The 15,619-nt window shown below is 44.8% G+C and carries 15 protein-coding genes; 5 read left to right on the top strand and 10 right to left on the bottom strand.

Translation table 11 applies throughout. From position 1 onward, the window contains the following. Positions 1-3: 3 nt before the first annotated feature. Complete coding sequence (locus tag ACDQ55_RS10850; RefSeq protein ID WP_420981409.1) at positions 4-1,515, bottom strand: sensor histidine kinase; 1,512 nt, start codon at positions 1,513-1,515, stop codon at positions 4-6. 217 nt (positions 1,516-1,732) lie between these two features. On the opposite strand from ACDQ55_RS10850, the gene ACDQ55_RS10845 reads away from it, so the two are divergent. From ACDQ55_RS10845 to ACDQ55_RS10835, 3 genes are read left to right on the top strand one after another with little or no spacing between them, the layout of a single operon-like run. Then, the gene (locus ACDQ55_RS10845) at positions 1,733-2,143 is read left to right on the top strand and encodes a Dabb family protein (protein WP_420981408.1); all 411 of its coding nucleotides are present in this window, start codon (positions 1,733-1,735) and stop codon (positions 2,141-2,143) included. Between the two features lie 11 nt (positions 2,144-2,154). Beyond that, positions 2,155-2,658 carry a DinB family protein gene (locus ACDQ55_RS10840; RefSeq protein ID WP_420981407.1) on the top strand — a complete coding sequence of 168 codons (504 nt, stop codon included), beginning with the start codon at positions 2,155-2,157 and terminating at the stop codon, positions 2,656-2,658. 17 nt (positions 2,659-2,675) lie between these two features. Then, the gene (locus ACDQ55_RS10835) at positions 2,676-4,613 is read left to right on the top strand and encodes a gamma-glutamyltransferase family protein (protein ID WP_420981406.1); all 1,938 of its coding nucleotides are present in this window, start codon (positions 2,676-2,678) and stop codon (positions 4,611-4,613) included. Between the two features lie 160 nt (positions 4,614-4,773). Here the strand turns inward: ACDQ55_RS10835 and ACDQ55_RS10830 are convergent, their stop codons facing one another. The 3 genes from ACDQ55_RS10830 to ACDQ55_RS10820 all read right to left on the bottom strand — a co-directional run bounded on the left by ACDQ55_RS10830 (position 4,774) and on the right by ACDQ55_RS10820 (position 6,456). Further along, positions 4,774-5,478, bottom strand: a complete 705-nt coding sequence (locus tag ACDQ55_RS10830) for a hypothetical protein (protein ID WP_420981405.1) — start codon at positions 5,476-5,478, stop codon at positions 4,774-4,776. A 53-nt stretch (positions 5,479-5,531) separates the two neighbouring features. Beyond that, positions 5,532-6,023 (bottom strand): DUF4240 domain-containing protein, encoded by a 492-nt coding sequence (locus ACDQ55_RS10825; protein WP_420981404.1) that lies wholly within the window; start codon positions 6,021-6,023, stop codon positions 5,532-5,534. A 100-nt stretch (positions 6,024-6,123) separates the two neighbouring features. Then, positions 6,124-6,456, bottom strand: a complete 333-nt coding sequence (locus ACDQ55_RS10820; RefSeq protein WP_420981403.1) for an ATP-grasp domain-containing protein — start codon at positions 6,454-6,456, stop codon at positions 6,124-6,126. A gap of 358 nt (positions 6,457-6,814) precedes the next feature. On the opposite strand from ACDQ55_RS10820, the gene ACDQ55_RS10815 reads away from it, so the two are divergent. Then, on the top strand, positions 6,815-7,783 hold the full coding sequence (locus tag ACDQ55_RS10815) for an endo-beta-N-acetylglucosaminidase H (protein WP_420981402.1): 969 nt from the start codon (positions 6,815-6,817) through the stop codon (positions 7,781-7,783). Between the two features lie 59 nt (positions 7,784-7,842). Here the strand turns inward: ACDQ55_RS10815 and zwf are convergent, their stop codons facing one another. Beyond that, a complete protein-coding gene (zwf, locus tag ACDQ55_RS10810) occupies positions 7,843-9,369 on the bottom strand; it encodes a glucose-6-phosphate dehydrogenase (protein WP_420981401.1) in 1,527 nt (508 codons plus the stop codon). 272 nt (positions 9,370-9,641) lie between these two features. Here zwf and ACDQ55_RS10805 point away from each other — a divergent pair, with 272 nt between their 5' ends. After that, positions 9,642-10,121: a molybdopterin-dependent oxidoreductase gene (locus ACDQ55_RS10805; protein WP_420981400.1), complete on the top strand. Its 480-nt coding sequence runs from the start codon at positions 9,642-9,644 to the stop codon at positions 10,119-10,121. 56 nt (positions 10,122-10,177) lie between these two features. Here ACDQ55_RS10805 and ACDQ55_RS10800 read toward each other — a convergent pair whose 3' ends face one another. The 5 genes from ACDQ55_RS10800 to ACDQ55_RS10780 form a co-directional block, all read right to left on the bottom strand. Then, the gene (locus tag ACDQ55_RS10800; protein WP_420981399.1) at positions 10,178-10,762 is read right to left on the bottom strand and encodes an RNA polymerase sigma factor; all 585 of its coding nucleotides are present in this window, start codon (positions 10,760-10,762) and stop codon (positions 10,178-10,180) included. Between the two features lie 94 nt (positions 10,763-10,856). Further along, positions 10,857-11,444, bottom strand: a complete 588-nt coding sequence (locus ACDQ55_RS10795; RefSeq protein WP_420981398.1) for a hypothetical protein — start codon at positions 11,442-11,444, stop codon at positions 10,857-10,859. A gap of 55 nt (positions 11,445-11,499) precedes the next feature. Next, complete coding sequence (locus tag ACDQ55_RS10790) at positions 11,500-12,531, bottom strand: type IX secretion system membrane protein PorP/SprF (protein WP_420981397.1); 1,032 nt, start codon at positions 12,529-12,531, stop codon at positions 11,500-11,502. A gap of 33 nt (positions 12,532-12,564) precedes the next feature. Then, positions 12,565-14,565: an OmpA family protein gene (locus ACDQ55_RS10785; RefSeq protein ID WP_420981396.1), complete on the bottom strand. Its 2,001-nt coding sequence runs from the start codon at positions 14,563-14,565 to the stop codon at positions 12,565-12,567. A 27-nt stretch (positions 14,566-14,592) separates the two neighbouring features. Then, a complete protein-coding gene (locus tag ACDQ55_RS10780; protein WP_420981395.1) occupies positions 14,593-15,597 on the bottom strand; it encodes a PorP/SprF family type IX secretion system membrane protein in 1,005 nt (334 codons plus the stop codon). Between the last annotated feature and the right edge of the window lie 22 nt (positions 15,598-15,619).

The raw sequence follows: 15,619 nt of genomic DNA, 5'->3' as shown, positions 1-15,619 counted from the left end.
TGCTTATTTATTAACGTCAATGGTCAGGTGAACAAAAAATTCTGTAGCGGTTTGCCGGATGTTCAGTTCATGTTTTCCGGGATACAGCAAAGTAAGTCTTTCTTTTACATTATTCAGGCCTATACCCATACTTTCCCGTTCCGGATCATTTTCCGGGCGGGGATGCACACTGTTGTATACATCAAAAAAGATCTGTTCGGTCGTACAGCTCAGCGAGATCACGATACGGGAGCGATGCCGCAGGCTAATGCCGTGTTTAAAAGCATTTTCTACAAACGGAATGAGCAGCATGGGCGCTATTTCGTGGAGGCATTGACTTTCATCAATATTCACCTCTATCAGGATATCCGGAGAAGACAATACCCGCAAACGTTGCAAGGCAATGTAATTCTGCAGGTAAGCCACTTCCTTATCAAGTGGAATTTTTTCCAGATGATTATCATGCAACATAAACCGCATCATGTCGCCCAAACGTTGAATGCCCTCACTGGTGCGGACGGCCTCTTCCTGCAAGGCAGTACCATATAAAGTATTGAGTGCATTAAATAAAAAATGTGGATTAATCTGCGAACGTAAAAAATCCAGGTTCGCGGCAGAGTGCCCCAATGCTTTTTTCAGGGTAGCTACAGTATTCACCTGCCTTTGGCGGGACTTAAACAAATACCAACTGGCCGGAAATACCACCATCACAGATATCCATACGCCTATTGCCGTGAGGGCCACTATCCAGTTGCCGCCACGATGTACTACCGTTCTGCATAATAAAGCCACCAGGATATTACAGCCCAATATGGTAAAAATAATATCCCGCACAAACAAACCTTTACTATGATGCCTATCTGTAAAGGCCGGGAACACTTGATAGCGGAATATAAAAAATACGGCTATCTGCGAAGTACCAAAGAAAAATACCATCAGGGCCAGATCACGCGAATCGCCAAAAGAAAGACACATCAATACAACCACCAGTCCCAATGCCAGTAAAATCTCATTCAACATCCGTCTAAAAACAGGCTCTGAAAGATACCGGGGATATAACAGGGAGAGGACAGCTTTTCTGACATAATAATATACTACATATAACACCCCCGAAAAGATGGTGATAATAAAGGCCGATTTGGCAAAGTGCGTATGTGCGCCCCTCACGGTATTATATACCCCTAATAAGTAGCCATTGTAATAAGAATTGGCCACCATCATCATCAAAAAATAAAATAACAGCACTGTCAACAGCAACAATATCCCTACAACCCACCTATTCCTCTCCAAAAAATTTGGTACAACCACAAAATTTACCAGCAAGAAACTTGTATATACTAAAGTAATACGGCCCATGGATGGTAACAGGTAATGAAGATAATAATCAAATACCTGGTTATATTGGGCAAATTTATGACCGTATATTGCCTGCAATTCAAATACATTATAAACTATACTGGGATAAAGCAGGGCAAACATCAACAATAGGTAGATACCAGTGGCAATACCGAACTCTAACTTCTTAAATTGACTCATAGGGAGATGTATTTAAGACAATATTAGCCAATACCCGGATGCAGCCGCAGAAAAATGGGATGAAAATACCATAATTGGGGGTGAACGCCTAAAAAATGATCGCCTGCCACACAGCCCACTGGAAGGGTTTATGCCACCGGCCAACAGGTGCTTTACAGACAGGATACTAGCATAAATCAAAGATCTTTATTATTTTCATCATCTTAATATGCCTATTATGAGCACCACTAACAGACGAAAATTTATAGGAACCGCAGCAGCGCTTGCCGCCGGCACCGCCGCTGCTGCAGCAATACCCACAAAAAATATGGAAAAGAAATACCCGATTGTACACCATGTATTCTTCTGGCTAAAAAACCCTGATTCAAAAGAAGACCGCGACCAACTGGTTGCTGGTGTAAAAACACTGTCTAAAATTGAAACTGTACGCGACCTGCGTGTTGGCATAGTGGCCAGTACTGAAAAACGCGATGTAGTAGACAACAGCTGGGCCGTATCTGAACTGATTTTTTTCAGTGACCTCGCCGGACAAGCTACTTACCAAACACACCCTGTTCACCTCGAATTTATTAAGCACTACGGTCACCTGTGGGAAAAAGTGATCGTATATGATGCAAGCGAAGTTTAATTCCAATTTTTATGGCCACCGAATACTGGATGAGCGGGCCGGTAGATAATATACCGGCCCTGTTGCAACCCGTAGCCCACGCCCTGTTGCAGGCTAACCAGGAAGTAAATGATTTAATGCAGGACTTCCCAGAAAGCCTGCTATGGGAAAGGCCCGCAGGTATGGCTTCCCCAGGGTTCCATTTACAGCACCTCAGTGGGGTGCTGGACCGGCTTTTTACTTATGCCCGCGCTGAGCAGCTCAGCAAAGCACAACTCAGCGAGCTGGCAGCAGAAGGTAAGCCTATAAATACTTTACCAGCTCTGTTAGACCGGTTCAATGCACAGGTGCACAAGGCCCTGGTACAATTATCCACCACCTCTGAGGCCTCCCTCACTGAATTCCGGGGAGTAGGGCGCAAACAGCTCCCTTCCACGGTACTAGGCCTCCTGTTCCATGCAGCGGAACATACCATGCGCCACAACGGACAACTGCTGGTAACCGTGAAAGTGCTGGAACAACAGGAGACTACCTGATAACTTATTTTCGTTGTATGAAACACATATTCCTTCTTGTACTGTTACTGGGTTACCTTAACGGTACGCAGGCCCAACAAACACAAAAACCGCCGTTACACGGTAAAAACTGGATGGCCGTTACCGGCAAACCATTGGCAGCTACTGCCGGCGCCATGATCTTTCAGAAAAACGGCAACGCCGTAGATGCAGCCTGTGCGATGTTAGCCGCTACCTGTACTATGTGGGACGTATTAAGCTGGGGAGGTGAAACCCAAGCGCTGATCTATCATCCTAAAACAGGGAAAGTAATTGCCATTAATGCCTTAGGCGTAGCCCCTACCGGCGCTACTCCTGCCTTCTACAAAAGCAAGGGATATGATTTCCCTCCAGAATATGGCCCGCTGGCCGCAGTTACTCCTGGCACTGTGGGTGGCCTTTGCTACATGCTTGCTGAATATGGCACTATGAGCCTCAAAGAAGTATTAGCCCCGGCCATGGAAATGGCTGCCGGCTATCCCATTGAAGCGCAAACAGCCAACAGTATTGAACGTGGCAAAAACTATATCAAAGAATGGCCTTACAGCAAAGCCGTTTTCCTGACCCATCCTGGTGAAAACAGGGAAGCGCCGGAAGCCGGGGAGATCTTTGTACAAAAAGACCTGCTGGAAACGCTCACCAAACTGGTAGCGGCAGAAACGGCGGCCCTGCAACAGCAAAAAACCCGTAAACAAGCCATTATGGCGGCTTACGACCGTTTCTACAAAGGTGATATTGCCAAAGAATTCGTTCGTGGTTGTCAAGAGCAGGGAGGATTGATCACACTGGAAGATCTGGCCAAATGGAAACCAGTAGAAGAAGAGCCTTTACATGTAAATTATAAAGGCGTTGAAGTATATAAACTCCGTGAATGGACACAAGGCCCCATGCTGTTACAAAGCCTGAACATCCTGGAAAACTTCGACCTGAAAGCCATGGGCTATAATTCTACGGAATATATCCATACGCTTTACCAGACGATGAACCTCACCTTCGCAGACCGCGATTTCTATTATGGCGACCCTGCCTTTAATACCAATCCTGCGATTACCGGTTTGCTAAGTAAAGATTATGCAAAGGCCAGAGCCCAACAGATCAATCCCACACAAAACGATGCTGCCGCCGGACCGGGCGACCCCTATGCTTTTATGGGAAAAACCAATCCTTACTTGCATTTCCTCCAGGAACGGCATCTACTGACAGATACCGCTAACGAACGTAAACCGGGGGGATTTGTGCCGAAGCATGATGCTACTACCCGGCTGCAATTACCGCCAACAGACATCAACCACTTATATGCTGCCAACCAAGTAGACAGCGCCTATCTTGACCGGTTATGGAGAGGTACTACCAGCGTAGAAGCTGCAGACAAAGATGGTTGGGTAGTATCCATTACCCCCAGTGGCGGCTGGCTTCCTGCTTGTATAGCCGGAAGAACCGGCGTAGGGATGAGCCAACGGGCACAGAGCTTTGTGTTGGATTCCGCTATATGCCCATTTAATGTAATTGCACCAGGTAAGCGGCCACGAGTAACACTAACACCTACCCTGGCTTTAAAAGATAATAAACCTTTCCTCTGCTTTGGCGTGCAAGGCGGCGATACACAAGATCAAAACCTACTGCAGTTTTTCCTGAACATAGTAGAATTTGGCATGACAGTACAACAGGCCACCGAGGCAGCCAATATCAACACCAATCAATTATGGTTATCATTGGGAGGCACTACGATCAAAGACAGGGCACCACGTCCGGGGAGTATACTGCTGAACAACCGTACATCAGCGGCAACCCGTAAGGCCCTTGAACAAATGGGTTACCACCTCAGTTTTGGGGAAAGAACCAGTGGACCGATCAATGCTATTTTTATTGACCGGATACATGGTAGTTTGTGGGGTGGCAGCAGCAACCACGGAGAAGATTATGGCATTGGGTGGTAAACCACACAAAGTGTAATAACTATGAAGAAAACGAGGAGGTATCAAAAGTAATTTTTACCTGATTTTATTCGGGTGCCTGATGGAGAGAAATTTCGTTTATGTGATTCTCAAGCCTATCAAATTACTTTTGATACCTCCTCGTTTTTAATTGTGTATCCCTTTAATCCTGGTTTCTGCTCCAGGTTTCATGGATAGGATCACCTTTAGTGCTAACGCCGCTATGATCCCATTCGTTGCCGGTTACTTTTCCTTTAAAAGAAAGTACTGTGCCCACACGGGAGCTATCGCGGGAAAAAAATTCGATCTTCTCTTTATAAAGGCCCTCTTCAAAAGTGTAAGTGCCTCCACCAGAACCGAAGAATTCACCTGTTTGCACGTTAATAGCTACCCATTGAAAACGGGTGCCGGTAAGGAGCTTAAATGTTTGCCGTGGGCCATCCGGCACCGGGTTCTTTTTTCCGTCCTTTTCCCTTGCAGTGATCATCCAGTTACCAGCCAAAGATCCTGCACCGTTATCAAGGCGGGTCCAGATTTGTTGACCGCCACCGGGCCCGCTGGTTTGTAACTGCCCGTTTATGATACCAATGGGCACATGAGCGCTTTGGCCGGCCTGTTCCCCGTTAGCTGTATTATAATAAACCGTAACCTCCGCTTCGCCGTTGCCAGCAGGCTTCCAGGTACCGCCATAGCTAGCCAGGAAAGTTTTATCGCTGTAATCTGTTACTGTAAACCAGGAAGGCGTGATTAAAAGGATACTGGTACTCCTGCCGGAAATAGATTTCCAGGCGCCTACCGGTGATTCCTGCGCCTTTAATACGCCCAGAAAAGAAAGGAAAAACAGTAGTGATACAGGTAGTTTTCTCATAGTGAGTTATTTAGTGAAATAAGATGACGGTAATTGATGCGCGGTGATTGAGCTTATTCGTACCCCCATCCCCGGTAATTTGAGCAGGACTCAATACTATGTACGGAATAACGCCTGAAATCTTCCCCAAACTTTTCTTTGTAAGCCACATAACCGATAAAGCCCACTATTTCCGCTTCTGCGTCGCAAGTGGCCCAGGAAGGATCTTCTTCAATCCTTTCATAATAACTTTTTCCCATGCCCACTATAAAGCAACGGCAATAAAGAAACCCATCGTCAGATCCATCAGTGTACTCATGAATATCCTTACGGTCGATCCGGTACAACTTCTCTTCCATCTGCAAATTAAATCCCGCCAGTTCTTCTTTGGGTAATGCCAATAAAATATCCTTGATATTATTGGTAATAGTGCCATACAACTCGCCGGTCAATTCTTCAATTAAAGCAGGATCATTTGTTTTCAATGCGAGATCACGCATTGCCAGTAGCTCCGGTGAAGCAGCCCAGGCACCCTCAATGATCTGCCAGAATGTAAACTCGTTCATGTTGGTAGAGGTTAGCTGTTAAAGAATGAAATGATATCGTAAATTATACCCAGGCAACGCATTGGATATGCGCAGCAGAAAAGCTATTCGCTAATAGCGGCTAATGAACAACCGATAAAAAATAAGCTGTTACCACCTGTACAATCACATCTATATCTGCCTTGTAAAACCCTGCCGCATTCATACAACCGCATTCTACAATATAAAAATCATCTCCCGTTTCACATACATCCATTACAAAAACCGCATGGGGAGTATATTCCCGGCAACGGTTTTCTGCGAAATCAATCACTGCAAAGGGACATCCACGTTCTTTAGTCAACTTAAAATAAGTACGGTACTTTGACGCTGTTATCACTTTCCCATCATCTGGCAGGCAGCCGCCAAGTGTTCCAGGTCGGCGGTATTGGTCAGATTTCGCTGTACCACCCATTGTATTCCAGGGTAAAGATCAGGCATAGGCTGGTAGTTGCAAACGATGACAATTGTTACAGGTTGAAAATACACATATTTTTTGGCTTTTTACCTTTCACAACTGCGCGTACAATTCCCTTCCCTATAAATTATTTCATTATTAATTTACAGTCCCCTAAATTTACTTTGTTTATTATTTTTTATGGTGGCACGCTAAATTAACTATACACTTTGCTACTGATTACCTTGCCAAACGAACAGGAGTTACTGCAATAGGTTACCAACGGTAACGGCGACGCCTATTTATAAGACCCAAAAGAAAGGCCCCTTTAACCAAAACTGAACCCGTAATTTTTAAACCACTAAACATTTCCAGTATGAAAAAACAAGTCCTGCAACTGCGGCAAACCGCCGCAGGCGCCACAGCTGCTACTATCATGCTCTTTGCAGCTGCCTGTCAGAAAAGCAACGACAACAAGATCAGCCCATTAAATGGAGCTACCAGCGCGGTAGCCAAGCCGGCCGGCACTCTATCAGTAACCAAATCAGGCGGTATGTCTGTTTGCTACGTAGAAGTAAACAGCAATAGTTTGCTGAACACAGGTAAATACACACTTACTACCGGCGGCCAACAACTTTTCGACATCGCCATCATCTTTGCGGCCAACATCAATTACAATACTACCACGCAACAAGCGGTATTGTATAACAACCCTAATGTATCCAATGTACTGGCTAACAAATCTACCCAGATAGTACCTCTTCAAAACAAAGGCATGAAGGTTTTACTGTCCATCCTTGGCAACCACCAGGGAGCCGGCTTCTGTAACTTCACGAGCCGTACAGCAGCACATGCTTTCGCACAGCAGCTGAGTGATACCGTTGCTTATTATGGCTTGGATGGAATTGACTTTGATGATGAATATGCAGACTATGGCACGAATAATACACCACAGCCTAACGACAGCTCTTTTGTAATATTGCTGGACGAATTACGGCAACTGATGCCTTCCAAAATCATCTCTTTCTATTATTATGGCCCTGCTTCTTCCCGGTTGTCGTATGGAGGCAAAAAAGCAGGCGATTTTGTTAATTACAGCTGGAACGCTATTTACGGCAGCTGGTCTGTGCCTAATGTAGCCGGCCTGGCAAAAAGCAACTTAAGCCCGGCAGCAGTTGACATACAAAGCACCAGCCAAAGCACTGCCAACTCACTGGCTACGCAAACTAAAAACAATGGATATGGTGTTTATCTCTGGTATAACCTTACCAGTACAGATAAACATACTTTCTTTTCCGGCGTATCAAGTATCCTGTACGGCAGCAATGTTACCTACACACCCTGATAGCCTTTAGTTGTTTAAAATATTACAGGGGAGTAGCAATAACAGCTGCTCTCCTGTTTTTATGCAATCCTCATATTGTCTTTCTTTCTAGCAACACCATTGGAAGAGAGGGTAAACCATTCTTTTGCATTGGGCTTTAGAATGGCATTGGCCGCTGCCGGCCCCCAGGTACCGGATTTGTACTTATATAGCTGCTTATCCGGATTTTTCTTCCAGGCATCCAGAATTGGCATCACCACTTTCCATGCGGCCTCAATCTGATCTGCACGCATAAACAAAGTAGCGTCGCCTTGCAACACATCCAACAATAAAGCTTCGTATGCTTCCGGAATCGTTTCCTTATAGGCCTCCTGATAGGTGAAGTCCATTTCTACCGGCTTTAATTTCATCTGCAAACCGGGCACCTTACTTTCAAATAACAAACTTATTTCCAGCTCCGGTTGGATGCTAATGATCAAGCGGTTAGGTACCATATCATCTTTAAAAATCTTATGGGGAGAATCTTTAAATTGTATCACAATAACAGAAGATTGCACCGGCATAGATTTACCGGTCCTCAAAAAGAAAGGAACACCTCGCCACCTTTCATTGTCTACATACAAACGGGCGGCCACAAAGGTTTCGGTGTTAGAATCAGGCGCTACCTGCTCTTCTTTACGATAGGCTGCCCTGGGCGCCGCATTAATTGTTCCGGCAGTATACTGCCCGCGTACCACATTTTTGAAGACTTGTGTAGGTGTATAATGCTTTACATTTTTCAGCACCCAGGTTTTGGCATCACGAATCTGCTCTGCTTTATAAGCGGCAGGGCAATCCATAGCCACAATGCACAACAACTGCAACAGGTGGTTCTGGATCATATCCCGCAGAGCACCGCTACTATCGTAGTATCCTCCACGCTTACCCACACCTACTTGTTCTGCCACACTGATTTGAATATGATCAATAAAACGTTTGTTCCAGATCGGTTCAAATACGTAGTTGGCGAAGCGGAAGGCCATGATATTTTGTACTGCCTCCTTACCCAGGTAGTGATCGATACGGTAGATCTGCCTTTCAGAAAAACGTTTGGCCAGAAAACGGTTCAACTTTTTGGCGCTTGCAAGATCTGTACCAAACGGCTTTTCCACAACGATGCGGTCTAGTGATTCACGGCTGCACAAACGGTGTTCATATAAGGCATCTGCAATAATTTCAATAAAACGGGGGGAGGTAGCAAAGTAATAAACCCGTGTACAACTTTGTGTTCCTTGTTTCTCGAATGCACCTACTTTTCCTTTCAGTTCCACATAGGTTTCTGCCTTCGTAAAATCACCTTGCAGGTAATGGATCTGTTTGGCAAAAGTAGCCCATTGCTCGTCATTAGCTTTTCCCTTCCGGCTAAATTCGTTGATTCCAGCCAACAGATCCCCTTTAAAGGCAGCCTCATCCTCCGCCAAAAAATCCACACAATTGATAGTGAATACGGGCGGCAGATGGTTGTCTGTGTACAAGTTATAAAGGGCAGGAATCAGCTTTCTTCTCGTCAGATCCCCTTTCGCACCAAAAATGGTAATGGTAGAGGGGAGTGTTTTTCCAGGTTTCATCGACGCATTAGTTTATGTCCTATGAAGTTAACAATCAATTCCCGGAAGTGGCTGATACTTTTTTGCTTTATTTCATTAAAATTTGCCCAAATTACACACCAGCAACATTCATATTATGCAACCCCTGTGGATAGTAATTTCATTGAAACCGCTTATTTTTATAGCCTATTTTATCGGTGGTTATGGGAAGGCCTGGCTGCCCTTCCCGGGTCACCAGGCACTTTTATCAACAATCCACCTTTTTCAAATCCATTTAATTTAATTGATCACTCATGAAAAGTATTGGCATTTTAACCATCGCTCTTCTCCTTTGTCATACCGTAGCGGGGCAGATTGTTGCTGTTTCCGGCGAGGTGACCCGCCCTTTAAAACTCTCTGTTACCGACATTGCCAACATGAAAAAAGTAACGGTAGCGGGTACCGACCGCGATGGCAAAGAACATCTATATAGCGGTGTAGCCGTAGCGGATATCCTGCAACGGGCCGGCGTTATAATGGGGCCTCAGTTACGGGGAGAAAATATGTTGAAGTACCTATTAATAAAATCAGGCGACGGATACGAAGTGCTGTTTTCCTTGCCGGAACTGGATACTACCTTTTCCAGTCGCGTAATTATACTCGCCGACCAGGTAGATGGCCAACCGCTCCCCAAGGGAAAGGGCCCCTTCAGGATTGTAGTACCAGGAGAGAAGAAACCTGCACGCTGGATATGGGAAGTAACGGAAATGACAGTACGGTTTGCGAAAGAATAAGCACTGTACCGCCTCAGCAGAACCGTAAAACACATACTGTTTTTCAAAAAGAATAGCTATACAGATACCAGGCTTTCCACACCAGCCTGTTTTCGCAAATTCATCAGTGCATATCGCACTCTTCCCAATGCAGTATTAATGCTGATACCAACAGTATGGGCCATTTCCTTATAACTCAGGTCGGCATAATATCGGAGTATCAGTGCTTCACGCTGTGTGTTGGGCAGGCGATCGAGCATAACATTGATTTCTTCAGTTACTTCTGCTTTAATCATACGGTACTCCTGGCTATATTCTGCCAGCTCCATACTATCACCTAGTTCATCGTTATAGGCTAAAACGGCATTGGGCCAATGGTTAGCTTTCCTGAAATGACTGATACAGGCATTATGTGCAATCCTTACTGCCCATGCCAGGAAACGGTTATTATCAACATAATGACCTGATTGCAGTGCATTCACAATTTTTATAAATGCTTCCTGAAAAATATCTTCCGCCAGGTTTCTGTCTCTCACAAGTAAAATGATGGTGGTAAAGATCCTGTTCTTATGACGGTGTACCAATGTGGTAAAGGCCGGGTTATTTCCTGAAATATACAGGCGGATCAACTCCTGATCTGTAAGGGTGTTATATAGGTTCATGCACTGTTGTATATTTTAGTCAATGAATGTTTTTTAAGGGGCCACCCTGGATAGGGCAGCCCTTATGCATACTGGTAGCTGGTATAAAGCCAACCTAGTCCTTGAGGTTTAAATATTTTTTCACCTGGCTGTAGTCATTCCAATCGATGCCAGCAGCAGCTTTTGCACCTACACCACCAGGAACAATCACATATCTGTACTGATAATATTTATCGGTTGTTGTACTGATAGGCGCATTGGCAATAAGATCAATCGCACCGGTGTAAGCCACAAATCTGATCAGGTAACCAGATTCATCTACATACGGCAACGGCTGTATGAAAGGATCAACAGCTGTATTCAGATTGATATATACGTTAATAGATGCATTAGCCAACAAAGCTGGTGTTAACTTCGAAACCGGTACGGTAGTACCATATATAACAGTGTTAATAGTACCGTTCTGGTTAAAAATAGTATCTACCGGTCCAAACTTTACATCCTGCCAGGCAGAATAAATAACGTTAGCTGAACCAGATACACCTGAATCACCCTTGGGTCCGGCGGCGCCGGGTATTCCTGCAGGACCAGCGGGACCAGCAGGACCAGCAGGTCCCTGAGCGCCGTCTTTGGAGCAAGCAGCAAATAATAATACAACAGCGGTAATCAATGCATAGGGCATAAAACGTGTAACCTGTTTCATAATGACAATTGTTTGTTTTTATTTATTAATTAAAAAAATGAAAAATTTACAGATACTACCAAACATTACGCGGGCATGTATCCCCATATTTGTTTCCCAGTAGGAAACCGATCATGATTTCATGTGTTCCCTTACTCACTACATTTAATGAGGAAGCCGTATAATCATAGGAGTACCCAATATTAAACTGCGAATTGATATTCACACCAAACATAGCGGCCACTCCATCATGTAACCGGTAAGAAGCACCCAACCATAGCCTGTCGCGGTACATGAACCTGGCGTTGATATCCACGCTAAGCGGCATAGCAGTAATCAGTTTCAGCATCACCGATGGCATTACGTTCAAATCGTCGTTTATCCACAAGCGATACCCGGTAGTAAAGAATAAATGTGGCACCAATTTTCCACGGTATACAGAATCTCCTACTACTTTACCATTATCAAATCCTATTTGTTGTGGTATAATATTCTGGGCAGATAAACCTGCGAAATAGTCTGCTGAATACAGCCATAATCCTGCATTAACTTCAGGTTTCCATTTATTCAGCACACCAACGCTACTACCCAGCACAGGATCGGAGGGGTCGAAAAACTCTACCCTGCTTGCATCGAGGCTAACTTGCTGCATGCCTATGCCAATACCTGCGCTGACGCTGGTTTTGGGAGACAGATTAATATGATGCGCATATGCCCCTGTAACGGAAAAGCGGTTCAGCGGCCCGGTTTTATCATTTAGCACGGTAAGCCCTACACCAGGATGTGGAGGCGGAGTAGTATACTCCTGCCAGTACGCTTTTCCCCTGGGATTATCTCCCTGTGGATCAAAGCCGGTGGGCGATGCGGTACTATAATCCGATTTACGCAAAGGCCCATGCAAGGTCATATACGTGGTTACCGGTGCGCCTTTCATACCTACCCACTGATGCCGGTGGCTCAACCGCAGGTCCCAGTAGTTCTCAATACCAGCTAATGCCGGATTGATAATGAAAGGATTCATGATATACTGCGTGTAATGCGGCTGTTGCTGTGCATAAGTAAAATGCATCAGCAAAACGAGCAAACCTGTGAACACAATGTTTTTCATGGATCAGTGATTTTGGGTTAAACAGCAGGGCTGTTACTTTTTAATAATGGTAAATGCCGTCCTCCTGTTCTTTTGCCTTCCTTCCGGATTATCACTGCCATCGTCATTGGTATTAGGTGCTATCGGTTGTGTATCGCCATAACCTTTATAAGTAAGCCTGGAAGGATCAATTCCTTTATTCACGAGATAATCCACACAACTTTTTGCACGGGCTTCAGACAGGCGCTGGTTAAATGCTGGCTTACCTTTACTATCCGTATGCGCACTCAATTCTATGTGCATATCCGGATTGGCGGTGAGCAGTTGTACCAGTTTGTCCAGAGAAACAAAAGAAGCTTCTTGTAACGTAGCCTTATTAAAATCATAGTACACATTATCCAGTACTACTGACGATTCAGGCGTAACCAGCTTCACCAGGCATAGTGCCGGTGCTGTAATAGCTGCAGTATCTTCATCCAGGGGAACCGGTATCTGTTGTGAATTTGTCGTATAACCATCTGCAGTAGCAACAGCTTTCAGCGGTAAAAAATCGTCTACTGTAAAAGCATAACTACCATCTGCGGCCGTGCGGTGTGTAAACACTACTTTGTTATTTACTGTATCGATGATGTTTACCTCTGCACCAGCCAGCGGGGCATAGCTATCACAGGATACCACGATACCGCTTAACTGTTTTGCCGGGCGGTTCCTATGCACAAAAAATAATTCCAGACAGCACGCTGCATCCCTGTCTGTACCCAACAATACTTCATCCAGTAAGTTTTTATTATTGCTTCTGCTGGTAAAGTAAATATCATCTTTTACAGAATTTACCGGATACCCCATGTTCACCGGGGCTTTCCAGTTACCGATATTTCCTTTACTGGAAAAGAAATCGTACCCTCCCATACCGGTGCGGTTGTCGGCAGAAAAAACCAGCGTACCAGTGGCGGCGTGATAAAACGGCGCTTGTTCATTACCGGCAGTGTTAACCACTTCACCAAGATTTGCGGTCTGTAACGGTTTACCGGTTTCATCGAGGATAGCATACCACAAGTCGAAGCCGCCATATCCATCGCCCCTGTCACTGGCATACAACAATGTTTTACCATCTCCTAAAATATAGGGCTGCTGGGTATTGCTACCTGGTTTATTTACCAGGGTATCCATGATTGCCGGATCACTCCAACCCTCGCCTTTCTTACGGGCTACATAAATGGCAGAAATTTTTTTGCCATGCTCTATATGCCAGCGGGTAAGGAATAATAGCTGTCCATCTGGCGACAAGCAAGCAGCTCCCTGGTGTAAGCCCTCCGGCTGATCCAGTTGTAACAACCGGATGTTAGATACCTGCCCTTCTTCATAATCGGCAGTGTATAAACGGTTGATATAAGTATGATTTTTTTGAAAAGAACTATCTGGTCGTGTAGAAGTAAATATCAGGTTGCTACCGTTACTCCATAAAGGTGCATAACTGGCGCCGGTAGTATTCAGATCTGCCGGAGCCTTTCTAACGCTGTACTGCGACAGGTCCTTTTTATTCAACTGTGCGGTGATAAATTCCAGATTCTGCAATTCTCTTTTAGCCGCTTCGGAGAACTTATCATTAATGGTATAATTATTCAGAAAGTTCCGGAAAGCTTGTGCAGCATCTTCGTATTTGGCCAATGCACGTAGGGAAACAGCGTAATAGTAAGCAGCCAGTGGAAAACTACTGGTTTGATCCAGTTGCATCACAGATGCATAATAAGGCGCTGCCTTACCGTAATTATGCAGATTGCGGTAACTCTCTGCCAATTTATAAACTGCCTCCTGTTCACTGCTCACTTTTATCACTTTATGTTTCTCTTCGGCTACAGCTACATAGGGCTTATAGGTATCTGGCTTCACCTTTTTACTATGGGAGTCCAGATACTTTTCATAATAGGTGGCAGCCGAATTGTAGTCCTCTTTACTATAGTACTGATCCGCCGCTTTCAGGTAGTTATAGGTAAACTGGGCATATGAAACCATGCCTGATAACAACACTGCCGATGTAAAAAATATTTTTTTCATGAGATACCTGTTGCTTTTAAAAGTTGATTACAATCTTGGACAAACAAATTCCACATCCGGTGTTTTTACTGATCTGCGGCCTATGAACGTCAGGGATATTTCAAAGCTGTTGGAACCATGCGCCATCTTGCTGAGATCTGAGGTATTGATGTCGTAGCTGGCGCCCAACATCATGTTCTTATAAATAAATCCTGCATGCGTGGTAATAGCATCTTTATACCTGTAATTCATACCAAGAAGAAAATCAGTGCCTATAGCTGCATTCAATTGGCCGTAGGCGCCTATCATTTTCTCTTGGGCAGGTCCTTGTTGCATGAAAAGGAAGTTAGGGGTGATACTAAATATATCCGACAGCGTTAGTTTCACACCGCCGTGTACATTGAGCCGCATCGGAAAACGGGCATCTCCTTTAACGCTGAACTGGTCTTGTGGTTTGGTAAGATGCATGACAGAAAAGCCTCCGTATATATTAAAATTTTTACCTGGCGTAGCGTCATAGTACAGTGCACCAGCGCCGGCATCAAAGGAAGCGGCAGAAGTACGGGTGAGTGCATCAGACACCGGGTTACCAGGATTATAACCGGTAACAGGATTCCATTGTTCCCCATAGGTAAGCTTGGAAGGATCAAATCTTCGCTGGATAAAGCCCAGTTGTAATCCAAAATTTAACTGATGGTAATGGGAAGCATCCAATTTTACACCGGTGTAGGCGGCGCTTACATAAGCGGTAGTATAATTGTATCCGCCATCTCCAGCAGTTTGATTTAATACGCTGGCGCCTATATTGATATTCTTTGTAGTAGGTAATTCTCCGCTTACACCGTACGTATTAAACGGACTGATATTTCCCCACTGGGTACGGTAAATAGCAGCTACCCGGTAGTCACCATCGAAAACGCCAGTAAGCGCTGGGTTTAACCATGATGGATATACGTAATACTGTGAAAAATGGGGGTCTGCCTGTGCCATCAAACGAGTGCAGGAGCATAAAGCTGCTACAAAGATGGATAGGGTTGTAATGATCGTTCTCATTTACAATACGGTTTTATGTGAA

It is taken from the genome of Chitinophaga sp. 30R24 (assembly GCF_049056765.1).
In the GTDB taxonomy this organism is placed as follows: domain Bacteria; phylum Bacteroidota; class Bacteroidia; order Chitinophagales; family Chitinophagaceae; genus Chitinophaga.
This window is presented reverse-complemented; position numbering and strand designations above follow the sequence as displayed.